The following is a 20933-nucleotide window of genomic DNA, read 5'->3' as shown; positions in this document are numbered from 1 at the left end:
GCCCCCTCTGTCGCTTCATTTCTTCTTGAACGCGTCCATCAGGGCCGCGCCCAGCGCCCCGGTGTCATTGCCCGGCTTGCTGCCCTTTGGTGCCGCGGACATCTTGCCCCGTGGCGCCTGCGCACCGCGCCCCCTGGGGCCGCCCTTGCTGTCGCCTTTGGCCGGGCCACGGGCGTTGCGCTCATCCCGTGCCGAGGCACCGCCGTCCTTCTTCATGGTCAGGCCAATGCGCTTTCTGGGCACATCCACCTCGACCACGGTGACCTTCACCACCTGACCGGTCTTGACCACCTCATGCGGATCCTTGACGAATTTATCCGCCAGCTGGCTGACATGCACCAACCCGTCCTGATGCACGCCGACGTCGACAAAGGCCCCGAAGGCCGCGACATTGGTCACCGTGCCTTCCAGCACCATGCCGGGTTTGAGGTCGGTGATCTGCTCCACCCCATCGGTGAAGCTTGCTGTCACGAAACTCGGACGCGGGTCGCGGCCCGGTTTTTCCAGCTCGGCAAAGATGTCGCGCACCGTCGGCAGGCCGACATCCCCGGCGACGAACTCTTCTGCCCGCACGCCCTTGAGGGCGCTGTCGTCGCCCATGATCTGGCGGATGTCACGCCCGCAGGCGGCGACGATCTTGCGCGCCACGTCATAGCTTTCGGGGTGCACGGCGGAGGCGTCCAGCGGCTCCTTTCCGCTCTGGATACGCAGGAACCCGGCGCATTGCTCAAACACCTTGGGACCGAGGCGGGCGACTTTCAGCAGCTCCTTGCGGGTGGCAAAGGCCCCGTTGATGTCGCGATGGGCCACAATGGCTTCGGCCAAACCGGGACCAAGGCCCGAGACATGCGCCAAGAGCGGCGCCGAGGCCATGTTGAGGTCGACGCCCACCGCGTTCACCACATCCTCGATGACTGCCTCCAGCGATTTGGAGAGTTTGTGCTGGTCCACATCGTGCTGGTATTGCCCCACGCCGATGCTCTTGGGTTCGATCTTGACCAGTTCCGCCAGCGGGTCCTGCAGGCGGCGGGCGATCGACACTGCACCGCGCAAGCTGACGTCCAGATCCGGGAACTCCCGCGCCGCCAGCTCGGAGGCCGAGTAGACCGAGGCCCCCGCTTCGGAGACCACCACCTTGGTCGGGGTCTTCACCTTTGCGGGTAGGTTCTTGATGACCTCGGCCACCATGCGCTCGGTCTCGCGGCTGGCGGTGCCATTGCCGATGGCGATCAACTCGACGCCATGTTCTGCGATCAGCTTCAGGATGGAGACCTGCGCCCCGCGCAGATCGTTCTTCGGCTGGAATGGGTACAGGGTCTCGGTGGCCACCACTTTCCCGGTGGCGTCAACCACCGCCGCCTTGACGCCGGTGCGAATGCCCGGGTCCAGCCCGAGAGTCGGTCGCGCACCGGCCGGGGCGGCAAACAGCAAATCCTTGAGATTGCGGGCAAAGACCTGGATTGCCTCGTCCTGCGCACGACCCCGCAGATCGCCCATCAGCTCCAGCATCATCGACAGCGACAGCTTCACCCGCCAGCACCAGCCCGCCACCTTGCGCAGCCATTTGTCACCCGGTGCACTGCCGCGCACATCGAGGACGGCCGCAACCATTTCCTCGGCGCGGGTCACGCCCTCCTCGCCCGGCGGGGCGATGTCCAGCGTCAACACGCCTTCGTTCGATCCCCGCAGCATCGCCAGCGCCCGGTGCGAAGGCACGTTTTTCCAGGCCTCGGAATGATCGAAATAGTCGGAGAATTTCGCCCCCGCCTGCTCTTGTCCCTCGACCAGCTTGGCGGTCAGCACCGCCTCGCTTTGCATATATCCACGCAGGCGGCCCAGCAGATCGGCGTTTTCCGTCAAGCGCTCGGTCAGGATGTCGCGCGCACCGTTCAGCGCGTCCTTGCTGCCCGGCACCGCCTCTGACAGGTAGCCCGCCGCGAGCGCTTCGGGATCGGCGCTGCGATCCGCAAGAATGGCCTCCAGCAGCGGCTCCAGCCCGTTTTCCCGCGCGATCATCGCCTTGGTGCGGCGCTTGGGCTTGTAGGGAAGATAGATGTCTTCCAACTGCGCCTTGGTCTCCGCCTTGGCGATGGCGCGCGCCAGGTCATCACTCAGCTTGTCCTGCGACCGGATCGACTCGAGGATCGCCGCGCGGCGCTTTTCCATCTCACGCAGGTAGTCCAGCCGTTCATTCAGCGTCCGCAGCTGGGTGTCATCCAGCCCGCCCGTGGCTTCCTTGCGGTAGCGCGCAACGAAGGGCACGGTCGCCCCTTCGTCCAGCAGCGCCACCGCGGCGCTGACTTGTTTGGCGCTGGCGTTGATTTCGCCTGCAATCGTCTGGGCAATGCGCACATGGGTCTCGGGCGTGGTGTCCAAGGAACGGCCTCCTGTCAGAATTCTCGCGGCACGACGACGCGCCGGGACATCCGTCATACCGACGCGCGCGACGCCCGCCAAGAGGGCATTGCACCACCGGCGGCCCCTCGCAGGCCACAGTGGACGACGGTTTGGACCATTGCCCCCTTGCCCCTCTGCCCGCGCCCGCCTAGAACGCGAGGGAACAGATGGATCAATCAAAAAAGGGCTGCACATGCTCGACCTGACATATGAACTCCCCAAGCCCAAGGTGATCGCGGGCGCCAAGCATGACTGGGAACTGGTCATCGGCATGGAGGTGCATGCCCAGGTCAGCTCCAATGCGAAGCTGTTTTCCGGTGCCTCCACCCAGTTTGGCGCCGAGCCGAACTCCAACGTCGCCTTTGTGGATGCGGCCATGCCCGGCATGCTGCCCGTCATCAACGACTACTGCGTCGAACAGGCCGTGCGCACCGGGTTGGGCCTCAAGGCTGACATCAACCTCTGGTCCGCCTTTGATCGCAAGAACTATTTCTACCCCGATCTGCCGCAGGGCTATCAGATCTCGCAGCTCTACCATCCTATCGTGGGTGAAGGCGAAGTGCTGGTGGAACTGGGCGACGGCACCGCGCGCACAGTGCGGATTGAGCGCATCCACATGGAGCAGGACGCCGGCAAGTCGATCCACGACATGGACCCGTCGATGTCCTTTGTGGACCTGAACCGCACGGGCGTCTGCCTGATGGAGATCGTCTCGCGCCCTGACATCCGTGGCCCCGAAGAGGCCGCCGCCTATATCGTCAAGCTGCGCCAGATCCTGCGCTACTTGGGCACCTGCGACGGCAACATGCAAAACGGCAACCTGCGCGCCGATGTGAACGTCTCCATCTGCCGCGCCGGTCAGTATGAGAAATATCAAGAAACACAGGATTTCTCCCATCTCGGCACCCGCTGCGAGATCAAGAACATGAACTCCATGCGCTTTATCCAGCAGGCGATCGAGGTCGAGGCCCGCCGGCAAATCGCCATCGTCGAAGGTGGCGGCACTGTGGATCAGGAAACCCGGCTTTATGATCCCGACAAGGGCGAGACGCGCTCGATGCGCTCCAAGGAAGAGGCGCATGACTACCGCTACTTCCCCGACCCGGACCTGCTGCCGCTGGAGATCGAACAGGATTGGGTGGACGGTATCAAAGCCAACCTGCCCGAGCTGCCGGACGAAAAGAAAGCGCGTTTCATCAAGGACTTCGGCCTTACCGACTACGATGCCTCGGTGCTGACCGCAGACTTGGAGAGCGCCAATTACTTCGACGCCGTGGCCGAGGGACGCAGCGGCAAGCTGTCTGCAAACTGGGTTATCAACGAACTCTTCGGTCGCCTGAAGAAGGATGACAAGGACATCACCGACAGCCCGGTCTCCCCGGCGCAACTCGGTGGCGTGATCGACCTCATCGCCTCGGACGCCATCTCCGGCAAGATCGCCAAGGATCTGTTCGAGATCGTCTATACCGAAGGCGGCGACCCGGCGCAGATCGTCGAAGAGCGCGGCATGAAGCAGGTGACGGATACCGGCGCCATCGAGTCCGCCCTGGACGAGATCATCGCCGCCAACCCCGCACAGGTGGAAAAGGCGAAACAGAACCCGAAACTCGCGGGCTGGTTCGTCGGTCAGGTGATGAAAGCCACCGGTGGCAAGGCCAACCCCAAGGCGGTGAACGAGCTGGTTGCCAAGAAACTGGGCTGAGGCTCGGGATCAATCGAATGACAAAGGGCGGCCCATCGGGTCGCCCTCTTTCGTTTTGCAACAACTGGACAGCGCCCGACCTCGGGTGGGTATGAAACAGCCATTCAAGCCCTCGGCCCGGACGACAGGCCGGGCAGCCCCCGCCCGCCGCGTCAAACCGCAGGTTTGCCTCCGGCAAAACGGCGGGGGCTTTGCCCCTCCTCGGTCGGGCGCTGCCCTTCGTGTTCAAGCGTCACCGTCACCGGCACCAACCTTTATTCCCTGAAGAGACTTCACAGCTTTTGCCCCCTGCTCCAAGTGCTTTGAACCGAAGAACATCGCCCCTACCCCGGCACCGACCAAAGCTGGGGCACCAAACATGCAAAAGACACCTGCCGACAAGCCAACAAGCCCCATTCTCCAGGAGGCGTCTGCAAGTTCAGGCTCTTTTCCGGCGGGCCAAGACGTCAGTTCGCGATGGAGCTTACTGAGCGAGAATTTTACCCTTTCTGCATCCTCCATCGTCGGGACCTGCGGCAGCGCCTCACTTTCCTCTTTCAGCTGCCGCACAGCCTCCAGCATTGCACAAAGCCGCGCAATCAGCGCGCGCGCTTCATCCAGAGTTGCCTGATCCGGCCAGTGATTGATGCCCTTAAGACGTTGAATTTCAAGATCAAGGTGCCCATAGATGGCATCCAGTGTCGGTGGAAGCGTCAAACGATTACTGCGAAGGGCGGCTTGCACAGTTCGCGTAGAAATCTGGGACAGTGTTGCAGTCTGGGTCGAAACCGGCGGGTTCTTTTGTCTATTCCGATCTTCGATCTCCTCAACCACCCCCGCCAAATGCTCTGCCCCCTTGTCCCAATCCTCTGGCGCGATCAGGGCGATGTCATGCATCAACCGCCAATGGCTCTGCCAGTCACCCGTCAGCGGGCGCCCTTCTAGAATGGCCTCATACCAGCGTATCCAGAAGCTGTAGCCGGGAGTGTCCTGCATCCAGGTCCGACCGCTGGTCCAAGCGGTTGCAATATTGTCCGGGGTCGCCTCGGGCCAAAGTGGCAGCGTCAGCAGGTCGTCCCCACGAACAATCACCTGAATATCTTGACGGAGAAGACCCCATATTTCGGCGGAGGCGTAGGCGGCGTCGGCGGCGTCGGCGGCGTAGGCGGCGGAGGCGTTGACGTAGGCGGCGGCGTCGGCGGCGGCGGCGGAGGCGGCGGAGGCGCGGACGGCGGCGGCGGCGGCGGCGGCGGCGGCGACGCGGACGGCGGCGTAGGCGTAGGCGTCGGCGGCGGCGGCGCGGACGGCGTTTCTGATATCCGGGGTTGGCGTTTTGACCGCCCCCCCGGATATCAACATGCTGCGCAATGACGGTAAGGGTATCAAATCACCTGTGCGCGCCCAGCGCTGCTGCATCGCCGCGGCCCAGATCGGAAACACCCGCAGCGCGCAGCGTGTCGCCAAAGTGACCGCGACCTCATAGCGCCGATCCTCCGGCAGCGCCTCCAGCCACACCTCAAAACTCTCGCGATCCGTAATCTCTTCAACCTGAACCATTGCCTGCCCAAACCGTCCCCATCCAATCCCTGCACCCTGCCCCGGCGCGTGCTGCACCGCAAGGGCGCTTGACCTCCCCGCGCCCCTCCGCGATCTTGCCGCCAACAGCAGGAGCCACCCCGATGTCCAACGCCTTCAACGCCGTCCTCGAATCCCGCCTGACCCGCTACGCCGCCATCGACAGCCAGAGCGACGAAAACTCCCCCACCGCGCCCAGCACCGAAATCCAGTTCGACATGCTGAACCTCCTGCGGGACGAGCTGACCGCGATAGGCGCGCAGGACGTCACTCTCACCGGCTACGGCGCTGTGCTCGCCACCATACCCGGCACAACGGACGCCCCCACCGTGGGTTTCCTCGCCCATGTGGACACCGCACCGCAGTTCAACGCGACCGGCGTCAAACCCCGCGTCATCAAAGGCTACAACGGCGGCGACATCAGCTTTCCGGACGATCCCGACCTGGTACTCTCCCCCGCCGACCACCCCTATCTGGCCGAAAAGATCGGCCACGACCTGATCACCGCCTCCGGCACCACGCTGCTGGGCGCGGATGACAAGGCCGGCGTCGCGATCATCATGACTATGGCCGAACATCTGCTGCAAACCCCCGATGCCCCCCGCCCGCCGATCCGCATAGCCTTCACCCCGGATGAGGAAATCGGCCGTGGCGTGCAGCCACAGCTGGAACAGGACCTGGGGGCAAATTTTGCCTATACGCTCGACGGTGGCAGAGTGGGCGAGATCGAATATGAGAGCTTTTCTGCCGACCGCGCCGTGGTGAAAATCACCGGCGTGTCGATCCACCCGGGCTTTGCCAAGGAAAAGATGGTCAACGCCATCCACCTCGCCTCAAAGATCGTTCAGACCCTGCCGCAGGCCACCATGACGCCGGAAACCACCGATGCGCGCGACGGCTTCATCCATGCCACCGACATGCTGGGCGGCTCCTCCGAGATGGAGATCCGCTTCATCCTGCGCGACTTCGAACGTGACGGGCTGGAGGCCAAGGGCGCGCTGCTGCGTCAGGTCTGTGCCGCGGTCGCCGCCACGGAACCGAGGGCCGAGATCACCTGCGAGATCACGCCGCAATACCGCAACATGCGCTACTGGCTGGAACAGGACATGACTCCGGTGGAGCTGGCCCGCGACGCCTGCCGCGATCTCGGGCTGGAGCCGGTCTCGGTGCCGATCCGCGGTGGCACCGACGGCTCCCGCCTGACCGAATTCGGCACACCTACGCCGAATGTCTTTACCGGCATGCAATGCATTCATGGCCCCTTGGAGTGGATCTCGGTTCAGGATATGTCGCTGGCGACGCAGATGTGCCTGAAGCTGGCAGCCCGTGCCGCCGCCACGCAAAAGTGACATCTGCCTTTGATCTTCTTTCTCTCTGCCCCGCAATGCTGCTAGATTGCAGGCGTGGGCCGCACAGGAACAATTGATGCAGAACTACGAGTACAAGGTCGTCCCCGCCCCCAACCGTGGCAAGAAGGCGCGCGGCGTGAAAACGCCAGAGGCCCGCTTTGCCAATGGAATTGAGGGCGTGCTGAACGAAATGGCGGCAGAGGGCTGGGAGTACCAGCGCGCCGAAATGCTGCCCAGCGAGGAACGCTCCGGGCTGACCGGCACCAAGACCACCTGGCGTAACCTGTTGGTGTTCCGCCGGGCGCTGTCCGCCGCGAGCCGTACTACTCCAACGCTTGCGACCACAGAGCCGACGCCCGCGACCGCGGCACAGCCCGTTGTCGCCGCAACCACACCCTCCGAAGCCGCGGCCCCCGAGCCGAATGCAGAACTGATCGCGGAAACCGAGCGCGTCGCTGCGCCATCCGCCCAGCCGGCAGCCGCGCCAGCACCGCTGACTGCCATTGCCGGCGACCCAGAGGCCCCGCCAGAAGCGATTCCCGTGCCGGGACCCGGTGCCCGACGCATGGTCTCCGATGATGGGGTGGAAGAATTGAGCCCGGTCTCCGGCCTCACCGCCGCGCTGAAGGCACGGGCCAGTCGGGGCAAACCGGACGAGTGAGGCTCATCGCTTCAGTGGTCTGATCTCTGTGCCCCGGTCACCATGCGGTGACCGGGGACGCGTTGATCGTGCCGGATGTAAGGACCGTCAGGACCCGATATCCAGGGCCAGCGCATGGATGCGTGGTACAATGTCGCCCATAGCCTTGTGCACCGCGCGATGCTGCGCGACGCGGCTCATGCCCTCGAAGGCCGCGGCCCTGATTTTGACATTGAAATGGCTTTCCCCCTTGCCGTCATGCCCTGCGTGACCCACATGACTGTCACTGTCATCTTCGACCTCCATCTCTCTGGGGTCAAAGGCGGCTCGCAGGCTCGTTTCGATCTCGTCTCTTACGCTCATGTCTGCGTCACTCCGTCTGTAGTTCATAAAACTGTGCCCGCCCCCCTTTTATCTCTCGACCGTTAGACTAAACTGCTGCCTCCGAGTCGAACAGATGCGTCTAGAAGGTGCTCCCGCATGACCAAATCCGATCCCTTTGGATTCGATATGTCGATCCGCTCCGCGAAGAAGAAAAATCCGCGGGGGCGGCGCAGCATGTCTGGCGCCTCCGAAACCTCCGTGCGTCTCTGCGATCATGAAGGTTGCGAGGAGGCCGGCAAGTTCCGCGCCCCCAAGGCCCCCGATGTTCTCGACGATTTCTTCTGGTTCTGCCAGCAGCATGTGCGCGAGTACAACCAGAAGTGGAACTTCTTCGAAGGCACCACCGAGGCCGAGCTGAACGCACAGGCCTCCAAGGACAAGGTGTGGGAACGCACCACCAAGCCGCTGGGCGATCCCGAGGCGCGTGCCTGGGCCCGCCTCGGGATAGAGGACCCGCATCAGGTGCTCGGCGCAAACGCGACACAGAACCCCGGCAAGAACGGCCAGGCCGCAGGCCGCCGCCTGCCGCCGCCAGAACGCCGCGCGCTGGAGATCCTCGAGGCCAAGGATGACTGGACAAAGGCCGAGATTCGCAAAGCTTACAAGAAGCTCATCAAGGTGCTGCACCCGGACATGAACGGCGGCGACCGCAGCCAGGAAGAACAGCTGCAGGAGGTCATGTGGGCCTGGGACCAGGTCAAGGACAGCCGCAGCTTCAAGTAGGCTACGCGCTGCGCCCTCCCCGCGCTGCGCCCTGCCGGTGCCACATCCGATTGCCCAGACCGCCCGACGCCCCCCAGCGTCCGGGCGGTTTCCTTTTGGGAAAATCGCGCAGGCGTGACACGGTTTGAACCGCCTGACACGCAGGTCGGCACCACTTTTCTGTTACATTGAATTGCTACGCGAGGCGTCAACCGGGTGTGCGCCCGGCACACCGGATCCACGTTCCGGACCGACCGTTCAGAGCAGACGTCCAGACCTCCAGAAAGGGATCAATTGCCGCCATGTACGACCTTGTCCTGACCTTGCATGACATCGCCCTCCTCATCGCCGCCGGGGCCGCCCTCGCCCTGGCCGCCCATCTCGGTTACAGCCTGAAGCGGCCCGACCTCGGCCTCTGGCCCGCTTCTGAGGGCTGGCGCCACCACCTGGCCTTTGGCCTGTTCCGGATCTTCTGCGGCGCCACCGTGGTGTTTGCGCTTGCCGAAATCGGCGTCAACGGCTGGGGCCACTGGCTGCGCTATGTGGTGGGCCTGCCGATCATGGTGGTGGCCTTTGGCATCACCCTCTGGGGCTACCGCTTTCTGGGGCTGGACAACACCTATTGCGACAGCGGCGGGCTGGTCACAGGCGGCATGTATGAGTATTCCCGCAATCCGCAGTATGTGACCTCGGTGCTGGCGACCATCGGCCTCGGCATCACCACCGGCTCCTGGCTGACCGTCGCGCTGGCACTGGTGCTGTTTGCGCTCTATTTCCTGTTTGTGCTGAACGAGGAACGCTGGCTGATGAAAGGCTACGGCCAGGCCTTTGCCGACTACATGCGCTCAACACCGCGCTTTGTTGACGAACGCAGCCTGGAGCGCCTGCGCGCCGCGCTCTGACGCCCCCCTCCGAGGCCCTTTCAGAGGCGACGCGCTCAGGCGCCATATTCCGGGACAGATTGGCCCTGCCGCGTCCACCGCGTGCAGGGCCTTTTTATGCCAGCTTTGCGCCCGCACGCAGCCACGCCCGCGATAAAACCGCTCACCGTTGCGGCTCTGGCGTATCGACACACGAGTTTCCCTTGCCCTCCCCGGCATCTTCAGGCACCAATCCTGCGATTGTGCGCAAGACGCATCCCGAGATTGGCCGACGGGCCGCCTGACAGACGCCACCACGCCCGCGCCGAGACTGACAAGACAAGGACTGACACCTATGACCAACGGCCTGCAGGACATGAACGCAAAACCCACCGAGACGATCTCGGTCCGCGAGGTCTTTGGCATCGACACCGACATGACGGTGAAGGGCTTCGCTGAGGGCTCCGACCGGGTGCCAGCCATGGATTCGACCTACAAGTTCGACCCCGACACCACGCTGGCGATCCTTGCAGGCTTCAGCCACAACCGCCGTGTGATGATCCAAGGCTACCACGGCACCGGCAAATCCACCCATATCGAACAGGTCGCGGCGCGCCTGAACTGGCCCTCCGTGCGGGTCAACCTCGACAGCCACATCTCCCGGATCGACCTCATCGGCAAGGACGCGATCAAGCTGCGCGACGGCAAGCAGGTCACCGAGTTCCACGAGGGCATCCTGCCCTGGGCCCTGCGCAACCCGGTGGCGATCGTGTTCGACGAATATGACGCCGGCCGCGCCGACGTGATGTTCGTGATCCAGCGGGTGCTGGAACATGACGGCAAGCTGACGCTCCTCGATCAGAACGAGATCATCACGCCGAACCCGTTCTTCCGCCTGTTTGCCACCGCCAATACCGTGGGCCTCGGCGACACCACCGGGCTCTATCACGGCACTCAGCAGATCAACCAGGCCCAGATGGACCGCTGGTCGCTGGTGGCAACGCTGAACTACCTCAGCCATGATGCGGAAACCGCGATCGTGCTGTCAAAGGCCCCGCATTACAACACCGCCGAGGGCCGTCAGCAGATCGCCCGCATGGTGACGGTTGCCGACCTGACCCGCACCGCCTTCATGAACGGCGACCTCTCCACCGTGATGTCGCCCCGGACGGTGATCAACTGGGCCCAGAACGCCGAGATCTTCCGCGACGTAGGCTATGCCTTCCGCCTGTCCTTCCTCAACAAATGCGACGAGTTAGAACGCCAGACCGTGGCAGAGTTCTATCAGCGCTGCTTTGATGAAGAACTGCCCGAAAGTGCTGCAAACGTCAGCCTCGGCTAAGGAGCGGGGATCGGACGGCTTCGCCGTCCGACCGGTGCCGAGGCCCCCTCGACGGGGGTCTCGGCACCCCGCCCCCGGCGGGGCGGGGACGGTCATTTTTCAAATGACTGGACAGCGCCGCGCAAAGGACGAATGCTTGCCCCGTAGGAGCACCGGTTCATGAGCAAACCAAACGACAACCCGGCAGATCCGTTCAAGAAGGCCCTCGCCGAGGCCACCAAGGTGATGGCCGATGACACCGAACTGACGGTGAACTACTCGGTCGACCCCTCCGGCATGAGCGGCGACACCATGCGTCTGCCGCAGGTCTCGCGCCGGATGACCCGCGAGGAAGTGCTGCTGGCCCGTGGCACCGCCGACGCACTTGCCCTGCGCCGCAAGTACCATGACGAGGGCGTCGCCAGCCGCTATGCCCCCTCCGGCGACATGGCGCGCGAACTCTATGACGCGATGGAAAGCGCCCGTTGCGAGGCCGTCGGCGCCCGCGACATGCCCGGCACCGCCTCCAACATCGACGTTAAGATCAAGACCGAAGCGCTGCGGCGCGGCTACGATCAGGTGACCTCCGCCTCCGAGGCGCCACTGGCAGTCTCCGCAGGCTACCTGATCCGCCACCTCGCCACCGGCAGACCTCTGCCCGAGGCCGCGGCCAACGTGATGGACCTGTGGCGTGGCTTTATCGAGGCACAGGCCGGCGAAACGCTGGAAAACCTAGATGAAACGATTGCCGATCAGGCCGCTTTTGCCAAATTCGCCCGGCGGGTGATTTCCGATCTCGGCTATGGTGACCAGCTGGGCGACGACCCGGATGATCTCGATGACGAGATGAACGACGAGTCGGAAGAGACCGCCGAGGAAGAGGAACAGCCCGACAGCTCCGGTCAGGACGACAGCGACGAGGAAGAGGCCGACGCCTCCCCCGAACAGGCGCAGGAACAGCAGCAGGACGAGAGCCAGGCGCAGGTCTCCGCCGACGACATGGCCGAGGAAGAGGTCACTGACGAGACCGAGATGCCCGACGGCGAAGCGCCGTTGGAGCCGCCCGCACCGCAACCGGTCTCGGATGCTGACCCGGATTACCGGGTCTTCCTCGACACCCATGACGAGGAGATCGCCGCCGAGGATCTGGCCGAACCGCAGGAGCTGGAACGGCTGCGCGCCTATCTCGACCAGCAGCTGGAGCCGCTGAAAGGCGCGGTCTCGCGTCTGGCCAACAAGCTGCAGCGGCGCCTGCAGGCACAGCAGAACCGCTCCTGGGAGTTCGACAAGGAAGAAGGCGTTCTGGACGCCGGCCGACTGGCGCGCGTGGTGGCCAACCCCACGACGCCGCTGTCGTTCAAGGTCGAGAAGGACACCGAATTCCGCGATACCGTGGTGACGCTGCTGCTGGACAACTCCGGCTCGATGCGCGGTCGCCCGATCTCCATCGCCGCGATCTGCGCCGACGTTCTGGCCCGCACGCTGGAGCGCTGTAACGTCAAAGTGGAGATCCTCGGCTTCACCACCAAGGCCTGGAAAGGCGGCTTGTCGCGCGAGGCCTGGCTCAACGACGGTCGCCCGCAGCTGCCCGGGCGCCTGAACGACCTGCGCCACATCATCTACAAGAGCGCCGATGCGCCCTGGCGCCGGGTGCGCCCGAACCTTGGTCTGATGATGAAGGAAGGCCTCCTGAAGGAGAACATCGACGGCGAGGCACTGGAATGGGCCCATCGCCGCATGGCGGGCCGTCCCGAGGCGCGCAAGATCCTCATGGTGATCTCCGATGGCGCGCCGGTGGATGATTCCACGCTCTCGGTGAACCCGGCCAACTATCTTGAGAAACACCTGCGCGACGTGATCGCCATGGTGGAGAAGAAAAAGCAGGTGGAACTGCTGGCGATCGGCATCGGCCATGACGTGACCCGCTATTATGACCGCGCGGTGACGATCACCGATGTGGAGCAGCTGGCCGGTGCCATGACCGAACAGCTGGCCGCGCTGTTTGACAGCGACCCGCGCGCCCGTGCCCGCGTCATGGGCATGCGCAAGGTTAGCTGACATCGCCTGCGGCGGGCGCAGGGCTCCCGCCCCTTTGCCCCGCATCACAGATGCGAGCCAAAGCCTTGGGCCCGGCCGCGCGCCTTGCGGCGCGCGGCGCCCGCACTCCCATGCGACCGTCGTGCTTCGGCCCAATCAAGGCGCAACCGCGCCGCGCCTCCCCTCGGGAGGCGCGGCGCCCGGCCCAACGGGCGCACGGGGTCCTGCAAGGGACCCTGGGCAACGGGCGGGAGCCCCCCCCCCGACGCTCCACAGTCATCACGTCACATGGGCTTGTCTGCGCAGGCGTGATCTGTAACAAAACAACTCCCGGTCACCGCGCGCCGTAACCCGGCCCCCACAGCGGCAGCACCGATGCCCCACATTCTTGCCTGCTGCCCGCCTTTCGGGTCCGGGCTCCGCATTCAGGAGAGAGAGATGTTCCAGACCTTCGACGTCACCGCACGCCCCGAGCAAGGCCCGGACCGGCTTGCCGCCCTGCGCGCGGAGCTGGAGAAAGACGGCTATGACGGCTTCCTGATCCCCCGCGCCGATGCCCATCAGGGCGAATATGTCGCCCCGCGCGACGAACGCCTGTCGTGGCTCACCGGCTTTACCGGCTCTGCGGGCTTCTGCGCCGCGCTGCGTGACAGTGCCGGCGTCTTCATCGACGGGCGCTACCGCACCCAGGTGAAGCGGCAGGTGGCCGATGTCTATACCCCCGTGCCCTGGCCCGAGGTCACGCTGGGCGACTGGCTGGTGGAGCAGCTGCCCGAGGGCGGCACCCTCGCCTATGACCCCTGGCTGCACGCCGCTCGCGAAATCCGCGAACTGACGACACGGCTCAAGGGCAGTGGCATCACGCTGGTGGAGACGGATAATCTGGTGGATCGCATCTGGGCCGATCAGCCCGCGCCGCCGATGCAGCCCGCCACCGCGCATCCCGAAGATATCGCCGGCGAAAGTGCCGCCGCCAAAGCCGCGCGGCTGGCCGAAGGGCTGCGCAAGACCGGCCAATCCGCCGCCGTCATCACCCTGCCCGACAGCATCATGTGGCTCTTGAACATCCGCGGCGCCGACATCCCGCGCAACCCGGTGGCGCATGGCTTTGCCATCCTGCACAGCGACGGGCGTGTGGACCTCTTCATGGAGGCGCAAAAACTCGGCGGCCTCGACCTCGGTTCCCATGTCACCTGCCACGCGCCTGAGGGCTTTGCCGATGCGGTCGCGGGCCTCAACGGACAGGTCGCGGTGGACGAGCGCAGCCTGCCGCAAGCGCTTGCCAACCTCCTCGAGGGGCGCATGGCCATGACCGGCGATCCCTGCGCCCTGCCCAAGGCGCGCAAGAATGCCGCCGAGATCGCTGGCAGCGCCGCCGCCCATCTGCGTGATGGCGCCGCCGTGGTGGAAACCCTCGCCTGGCTCGACGCGCAGCCCCCCGGCAGCATCACCGAGATCGACGTGGTCAAAACCCTCGAAGGCTTCCGCGCTGCCGATCCGAGCTTGCGCGACATCAGCTTCGAGACCATCTCCGGCACCGGGCCCAATGGCGCGGTGATGCACTACCGGGTCACCGAGGAGACCAACACAACGTTGCAGGACGGCCACCTGCTGGTGCTGGACAGCGGTGGCCAGTATCTCGACGGCACCACCGACATCACCCGCACCATCGCCATCGGCACCCCGGGGCGCGACGAGGCCGAAGCCTTCACCCGCGTGCTGCAGGGCATGATCGCCATCTCCCGCCTACGCTGGCCCGAGGGGCGCTCAGGGCGCGAGCTGGAGGCGATCGGCCGCCTGCCCCTGTGGATGGCCGGTCAGGACTTCAACCATGGGCTAGGCCATGGCGTCGGCGCCTATCTCAGCGTGCATGAGGGCCCGCAGGGACTGTCGCGGCTCAATACCGTGCCGCTGGAGCCCGGCATGATCCTGTCGAACGAGCCCGGCTACTACCGCGAGGGCGCCTTTGGCATCCGGATCGAAAATCTCCTGGTGGTCGAGGACGCTGCCCCCCTTGACACCAGCGACGCAGACCGCAAGATGCACACGTGGCGCACATTGACCTTTGCGCCCATCGACCACCGATTGGTGGTGCCCGAGATGCTGTCAACGGGTGAGCGCGACTGGCTCAACAGCTATCACGCAGACGTATACCGCAACATCGCACCGCGCCTCAGCGCAACTGCGGCCAAGTGGTTGGAGACGGCCTGTGCGCCGCTCTGATATTCGACTGTTACATTGACCGGGCAGAAGCCTTACCAAAGCTAGAAGGAGGGGGAACCCGATGAGCAAGATCACGATCCGCAAAGCGACAGGCAGATGGGTTGTCCGTTCGGGCGGCGCCGTTCTGGGCGAGACCTCGAACGCACTGGAACTGAGCGAGGGCGATCTGGCCCCGGTGATCTACTTCCCGCGGGAAGATGTCGCCATGGCCTTCCTCGACAAATCCGACAAGACAACCCATTGCCCGCACAAGGGCGACGCGAGCTTCTATTCCATCGTCAACAAATCCTCCGTGACCGAAAACGCGGTCTGGAGCTATGAGGCCCCACTGGAGGCCGTGACCGAGATCAAAGGTCACCTGGCGTTCCTGCATCTCGACTCTGTCAAAGTTGAACAGGTCTGAAATCGCAGAGATCCCCCTCAATAGACTGATACTGTGATTGAAATTGGAATGGTACAAACCATACCAATTCACAAGAAACAGGATATAGAAAGCCGGGCAATTGCGTCCGGCTTTTTTGCAACACTCCTGGGTTTTCTCAGTCCCCGGACGCTCCGCATTCCATTTTCGTGAATAAAACAGCAGGTCGCAGACCGCAGTTCTGCACTCCCCGTTTCCGGAGACACATTCGCGGAACGCATGATCTGACCACAGTTGAGATGGTCTGAGACTTACGCTGAAAGCACCGCTGCGCTCAGACTTCGACGCAGGTCATCGGCCCCGTCCCTCCCAATGCTAGACTGGGAATCGCAAGTTGTTTCAACAACATAGTCTATGAGGGCGGTTAGTGCCGCCCGCTCATTTTCCTGCTCTTTGGTTGTCCCGAAGGACGCGACCTCTGCGAGGTCATCTGCCCAAGCACGCATTATTTTCGTCCACCCGATGCCTGCCATTGTTAATCTTTTAGTAATATTAAGTGCCCGGATTAACCTTTGTTATCAAGTATAAAATGCGGACGGGTTCAAACCTAGAATTGGCTTATTGCATATCAGCGAAATTTGACGCTGCGTTTGCGAAAATTTATTATGAGAAATTGATGCGCAGGGTCGCGTGGTCATGTCCGCTGCGCACGAACCGCAACAGAACCACACTCACCTCAGCGGCCTGCTCCATCCCTGAACCCTGCTTGCGTATTGACGCCGCTTTGGCATCGCCAACATTCAAATGCGCGGCACCGAACCGATTGGAATGTGCCGATGAGCATGTGCGCGAATGTCAAAGCAAAGGGCCATTGCGCGATCGCCGCGTCAGACCCGAATTGCCGCGTCAGCGATGCTCTTCTGCAGAACTCGCCACCAGAGCCCGGTTATAGGCCTTCAACGCGTCCAGATGATGGATCACCCCGATCAGCGTCAGCTGCGGCTCTCCGGTCTCTTCTGACCGCTCCTCTTCCTCCACCACCGGGATGAACTCCACCCCTGCTCGGTCAAAGATCGGCAGCGCCGCCTCCAGCGTCGCCAGGGGGCTGATTGCAATGCCTTCATCCATCAGCGCCTGCGCGCTCTCCGGGTCGGATGCCGACAGCGGCCGCATCACCTTGCCCACCAGCAGGGTGCCAAGCAGATAGGCCTGAGGGCCCGCCGAACAGCGCAGATTGCGTTTTTCCAGCTGGGTTAGGAAGAAAGACCGATCCACCAGACGCGAGGCCAGCGCCGTGGACATGGAAACGGAGACCATCACGGCCAAACCAATCTGCCAGTCGCCGGTCAGCTCAAACACGATCAGCGTGGTGGAAATCGGCGCGCCCAGAACCGCTGCGGCCACTGCCCCCATTCCGGCAAACGCATAGAGCGTATGTGTCCCGGAGACATCGGGCAGCGTGGCGGTGGCGATGATCCCGAAGGCCAGCCCGGTCAACGCGCCCACCATCAGCGACGGAGAGAACACGCCGCCGCCCATGCGTCCGCCCATGGTGATGGACACTGCCGCAGCCTTCACGATGGTAAAGAGGATCGCCTGGCTCAACAGCAGCTGGCCCGACAGCGCCAGAACGGTGGTCTCGTAACCAACCCCGATGATATGGGGAAACCAGATCGCAATGAGCCCAAGCAGGAAACCCGCCGCCGCAGGGCGCAGCCAACGCGGCACGCCAAGCGCACTCTGCACCGCCGTTCCCAGCCGGTCTGCCAGAAAGATCGAATGCATCAGCAGCACGGCCACCACGCCGCAAATCACCCCGAGGATCAGAAATGCGGGCAGCTCAACATAGAACTGCAGCGCGCCGGGCGTGGTCAGCACGAATTCTGTCACATCGCCGTATTCCAGCCGGTTGATCACCGTACCCGCCACCGAGGCCACCACGATGGGCGCAAAGGTGTTGACCGAGAAGTGCCGCAGCACCACCTCCATGGCAAACAGGGCCCCGGCGATCGGCGCGTTGAAGCTGGCTGAAACCGCTGCAGCCACCGCACAGCCCAGCAGATCCCGCCCCGTGACCCCATCAGCGCGAATACGGTCGCTCACCCAGGTGGAGATCATGCCGGCAATATGGACCACCGGCCCCTCCCGTCCGGAGGACCCCCCGGTGGAGAGCGTCAGAAAGGAGGCGCAGGCCGATGCAAGACCTTCGCGGATTTCCACCCGCCCGTCGCGCAGCGCGGCGCCCTCGATGACATCGGCAACAGACCGCACGCGACCATCCGGCGTGAACCGATGCAGGATCACCCCCACCGCAAGCCCGCCCATTACCGGCACGAGCAACAGCAGGTACCAGGGCAAGGTCGCCGCGAAACTATGAAGGTAGTCAAGGTCTTCGGCGCCGTAGACAGCGCCCTGCAGTGCTGTGATCCCCTTGCGGAAGAACAGGGCGGCAAAACCGGCAAGCACACCAATCACCAACGCGATCAGCCAGAACTGCAGCTGGCTCGGTCCGCGATGCAGCAGCACACGCTGTGCGTCCTTCAGCGTCGCCCGTGTCTGGGCGAGATATGAGGACAGGGCCGTGCTTTGCAATCGCGGCATTGGGGTTCTCCGATCAATTCACCGATAAATCAGTCGCGCGGGACCCAATAACTTTAGCAAACAGTTCTATCCGTGCGGTAAATCTTTAATCGCCTTGCAACAGCGCCTTGGCGGCGGCCCGTGCCTCCGGTGTGATCCTGTCGCCCGACACCATGCGGGCGATCTCATCCACGCGGTCATCAGCGCTCAGGGGCACCACCTGTGACAGGGTTACGCCATCCTCGACGGACTTCTGCACCCGCCAGTGATGGGCGCCCTGCGCGGCAACCTGTGGCGAATGGGTCACCACCAGCACCTGACTGCCATCGGCCAACGCCTTGAGGCGGCGGCCAACCGCATCCGCCGTGGCGCCACCGACGCCGCGGTCGATCTCGTCGAAAATCAGCGTCTTGGCCGAATCCTCACCGCGCAGGCAGACCTTCAGCGCCAGCAGGAAGCGGCTCAGCTCACCGCCCGACGCGATCTTGTTCAACGGTCCCGCAGGCGCGCCGGGGTTGGTCGCCACGGTAAAGGCCACCGCATCCACGCCCTCTGGTCCTGCCTCGGCCGGGGTGATGAGGGTCTCAAACACCGCGCGTTCCATTTTCAGTGGCGCCAACTCCGCCATCACGGCTGCATCCAGCGTCGCGGCGCTGTCCCGGCGTTTGGCCGACAGCCGATCTGCTGCCGTGGCATAGGTTGCCTCTGCCGATTTCAGCGCCAGTTCCTGATCGGCCAGGTTCTGATCGCCTGCGTCCAGCGCCTGCAACTTTTCACGCAGCACATCGGCGTAGTCGGCCAGATCATCGGGCTGCACATTATGCTTGCGCGCCAGAGCGCGGATCGCAAACAGACGCTCCTCGCAATCCTCCAGATCGCCGGGATTGAACTCCAGCCCCTCAAGGACGCGTTCCACACCGTCCTGCGCCTCGCCCAGCTCTATCATCGCGCGGCTCAGGGCTGCCAGCGGCGCGTCCAGCGCCTCGCCCGCATCTCCGGCCACCGCCTCCAGCCAGCGCTGCGCTTCGCCCATGGTGCCCTCGGCCCCCTCGGACAGCAGGCTGTGCGCACGGGCGATATCGCCGCGAATACGTTCAGCCGCTTGCATCTGACGACGACGCGCATCGAGGCTCTCATCCTCGCCCGGCTCCGGGTTTAACTGGTCAAGCTCGCCCACAGAATGGCGCAGGAATTCCTCTTCCGCCCGCACCGCCTCAAGTGCTGCGCGGGTTTCCTCGACCCGTTTGCGCGCCTTTGCCGTCGCGGTCCAGGCTGTACGGACCTCGCCGACCAAGGCGTCGACACCGGCGAACTCATCCAGCATGGCCCTGTGGCCACGCGGGTTCAGCAGCCCTCGGTCATCATGTTGTCCGTGTAATTCCAGCAGAGTGTCCGACAGCGCCCGCAGCACCTCGCCCGAGCAGCGCCGGTCATTGACCCAGGCCGTCTTGCGCCCGTCAGCGGTGTTCACCCGGCGCAGCAGCAGACTGTCCGAGACAGGCAGCCCCGCCTCTTCCAGCACGGCACGGGCGGCGTGGCCCTCGGGCAGATCAAATTCCGCCACCACCTCGCCTTGATCCGCACCCTGACGCACCAGCGCAGCACGCCCCCGCCAGCCGAGAACAAAGCCCAGTGAATCGAGCAGAATCGATTTGCCTGCCCCGGTTTCGCCGGTCAGAACATTGAGACCTGACTGGAACGTAAGCTCCAGATGGTCGATGATCAGTAAGTCGCGAATATCAAGCGCGCGCAGCATCAAGATGCCCCGTAAATGCCGTCAGAGCCAATCGCCCTTGACCGTTTGACGATAGATCTTGGCAAGCCAGTTGTTGCCGCGATCCTTCAGCTTCAGCCCCTGCGATGTCAGCAGCTTGAAACTGTCCTCATACCATTCGGTCGAACGGAAGTTGTGGCCGAGGATGGCCCCCGCAGACTGTGCCTCATCCGTAAGGCCCAGCGATAGATAAGATTCGACCAGACGATGCAGCGCCTCGGCCGTGTGTGATGTGGTCTGGAAGTCCTCGACCACGACGCGGAACCGGTTGATCGCCGCAGTATAGTGCTGACGCTTCAGGTAATACCGCCCGATTTCCATCTCCTTGCCCGCCAGATGGTCAAAGGCGAGGTCGAATTTCAAGATCGCAGAGGTGGCATATTCGCTGTCAGGATAGACCTCGATCACGGTCCGCAGCGATTGCAGCGCCTGGAAGGTCAGCCCCTGATCGCGGCCCACTTCGTCAATCTGGTCATAGTAGCTCAGGGCCAGCAGATACTGCGCATAGGCTGCATCTTCTTCCGTTGGGTAGAAATCAATGTAGCGTTGCGCCGCCGAGCGGCTGTTCTCGTAGTCCTCGGCCTGATGGTAGGTGAAGGCCTGCATGATCAGCGACTGCTTCGCCCATTCGGAATAGGGGTAAAGACGCTCAACCTCGGAGAAATAATAGGCTGCATCCCCTTCGCGATCACGCGCCAGCTCAAACTCACCGCGCTCATAGATCTGTTCCGGAGTATAAACTTCCAGGTTCTGAGAAGATTGCCGGGCGTCGCCATCTGCACCGCCACATGCGGCGAGAGTCGCCATCAGTGCGACCGCTCCGATCCCTTTGGCTGCTGCCCTGATGCCGATCATTCCTGCCTCACTTCACCGTCTTGTTCTACAACCCGCAGGTCGCATCCTCTGCCTGCGCACTGGCGCGGCCCGGACTGTCCATGTCAAACATGACGCCCGGCGTCGCCACGGTCTAGCACATTCATATGATGTGCAAAACGCCTTTCACGCTGCTCCCGTTCAATTGGCAGAGAAAGCTTGCGAGGGTCAAGTCT

At 63.6% G+C, this 20933-nt stretch carries 15 protein-coding genes; 9 read left to right on the top strand and 6 right to left on the bottom strand.

The features are described 5' to 3' along the window. Window positions 1-15: 15 nt before the first annotated feature. Complete coding sequence (locus CLV89_RS09095; RefSeq protein WP_243394974.1) at window positions 16-2433, bottom strand: Tex family protein; 2418 nt, start codon at window positions 2431-2433, stop codon at window positions 16-18. Window positions 2434-2590: 157 nt separating this feature from the next. On the opposite strand from CLV89_RS09095, the gene gatB reads away from it, so the two are divergent. Then, on the top strand, window positions 2591-4099 hold the full coding sequence (gatB, locus tag CLV89_RS09090; protein ID WP_106163337.1) for an Asp-tRNA(Asn)/Glu-tRNA(Gln) amidotransferase subunit GatB: 1509 nt from the start codon (window positions 2591-2593) through the stop codon (window positions 4097-4099). Between the two features lie 225 nt (window positions 4100-4324). Here gatB and CLV89_RS09080 read toward each other — a convergent pair whose 3' ends face one another. Beyond that, window positions 4325-5635 (bottom strand): hypothetical protein, encoded by a 1311-nt coding sequence (locus CLV89_RS09080; RefSeq protein ID WP_106163336.1) that lies wholly within the window; start codon window positions 5633-5635, stop codon window positions 4325-4327. A 122-nt stretch (window positions 5636-5757) separates the two neighbouring features. On the opposite strand from CLV89_RS09080, the gene pepT reads away from it, so the two are divergent. Both pepT and CLV89_RS09070 read left to right on the top strand, forming a co-directional pair. Continuing rightward, window positions 5758-7002: a peptidase T gene (pepT, locus tag CLV89_RS09075; RefSeq protein ID WP_106163335.1), complete on the top strand. Its 1245-nt coding sequence runs from the start codon at window positions 5758-5760 to the stop codon at window positions 7000-7002. 76 nt (window positions 7003-7078) lie between these two features. Next, entirely contained in the window at window positions 7079-7663 is a 585-nt protein-coding gene (locus CLV89_RS09070; protein ID WP_106163334.1) for a DUF4177 domain-containing protein, read from the top strand. Between the two features lie 87 nt (window positions 7664-7750). Here CLV89_RS09070 and CLV89_RS09065 read toward each other — a convergent pair whose 3' ends face one another. Then, the gene (locus CLV89_RS09065) at window positions 7751-8005 is read right to left on the bottom strand and encodes a BolA family protein (protein WP_106163333.1); all 255 of its coding nucleotides are present in this window, start codon (window positions 8003-8005) and stop codon (window positions 7751-7753) included. A gap of 117 nt (window positions 8006-8122) precedes the next feature. On the opposite strand from CLV89_RS09065, the gene CLV89_RS09060 reads away from it, so the two are divergent. The 6 genes from CLV89_RS09060 (at window position 8123) to CLV89_RS09035 (ending at window position 15572) form a co-directional block, all read left to right on the top strand. Continuing rightward, complete coding sequence (locus CLV89_RS09060; RefSeq protein WP_106163332.1) at window positions 8123-8749, top strand: DnaJ domain-containing protein; 627 nt, start codon at window positions 8123-8125, stop codon at window positions 8747-8749. A gap of 281 nt (window positions 8750-9030) precedes the next feature. Then, window positions 9031-9630, top strand: a complete 600-nt coding sequence (locus tag CLV89_RS09055) for a methyltransferase family protein (RefSeq protein WP_106163331.1) — start codon at window positions 9031-9033, stop codon at window positions 9628-9630. Window positions 9631-9943: 313 nt separating this feature from the next. Further along, window positions 9944-10930: a cobaltochelatase subunit CobS gene (cobS, locus tag CLV89_RS09050; RefSeq protein WP_106163330.1), complete on the top strand. Its 987-nt coding sequence runs from the start codon at window positions 9944-9946 to the stop codon at window positions 10928-10930. A gap of 159 nt (window positions 10931-11089) precedes the next feature. Beyond that, entirely contained in the window at window positions 11090-12967 is a 1878-nt protein-coding gene (gene cobT / locus CLV89_RS09045; RefSeq protein WP_106163329.1) for a cobaltochelatase subunit CobT, read from the top strand. Between the two features lie 417 nt (window positions 12968-13384). Further along, window positions 13385-15169: an aminopeptidase P family protein gene (locus CLV89_RS09040; protein WP_106163328.1), complete on the top strand. Its 1785-nt coding sequence runs from the start codon at window positions 13385-13387 to the stop codon at window positions 15167-15169. Between the two features lie 61 nt (window positions 15170-15230). Then, window positions 15231-15572 carry a DUF427 domain-containing protein gene (locus CLV89_RS09035; RefSeq protein ID WP_106163327.1) on the top strand — a complete coding sequence of 114 codons (342 nt, stop codon included), beginning with the start codon at window positions 15231-15233 and terminating at the stop codon, window positions 15570-15572. Window positions 15573-16436: 864 nt separating this feature from the next. Here CLV89_RS09035 and CLV89_RS09025 read toward each other — a convergent pair. The 3 genes from CLV89_RS09025 to CLV89_RS09015 form a co-directional block, all read right to left on the bottom strand. Further along, complete coding sequence (locus CLV89_RS09025; protein ID WP_106163326.1) at window positions 16437-18131, bottom strand: chloride channel protein; 1695 nt, start codon at window positions 18129-18131, stop codon at window positions 16437-16439. A gap of 85 nt (window positions 18132-18216) precedes the next feature. Then, window positions 18217-19866, bottom strand: coding sequence for a DNA repair protein RecN (gene recN, locus CLV89_RS09020; protein WP_106163325.1), 1650 nt, complete (start codon window positions 19864-19866; stop codon window positions 18217-18219). 21 nt (window positions 19867-19887) lie between these two features. After that, window positions 19888-20739, bottom strand: a complete 852-nt coding sequence (locus tag CLV89_RS09015) for an outer membrane protein assembly factor BamD (protein WP_106163324.1) — start codon at window positions 20737-20739, stop codon at window positions 19888-19890. Between the last annotated feature and the right edge of the window lie 194 nt (window positions 20740-20933).

Origin of the sequence: Tritonibacter scottomollicae, assembly GCF_003003215.1 — a bacterium.
Taxonomy (GTDB): domain Bacteria; phylum Pseudomonadota; class Alphaproteobacteria; order Rhodobacterales; family Rhodobacteraceae; genus Epibacterium; species Epibacterium scottomollicae.
The sequence above is the reverse complement of the archived record's forward strand: the minus strand, read 5'-3'. Positions and strand labels throughout refer to the sequence as shown.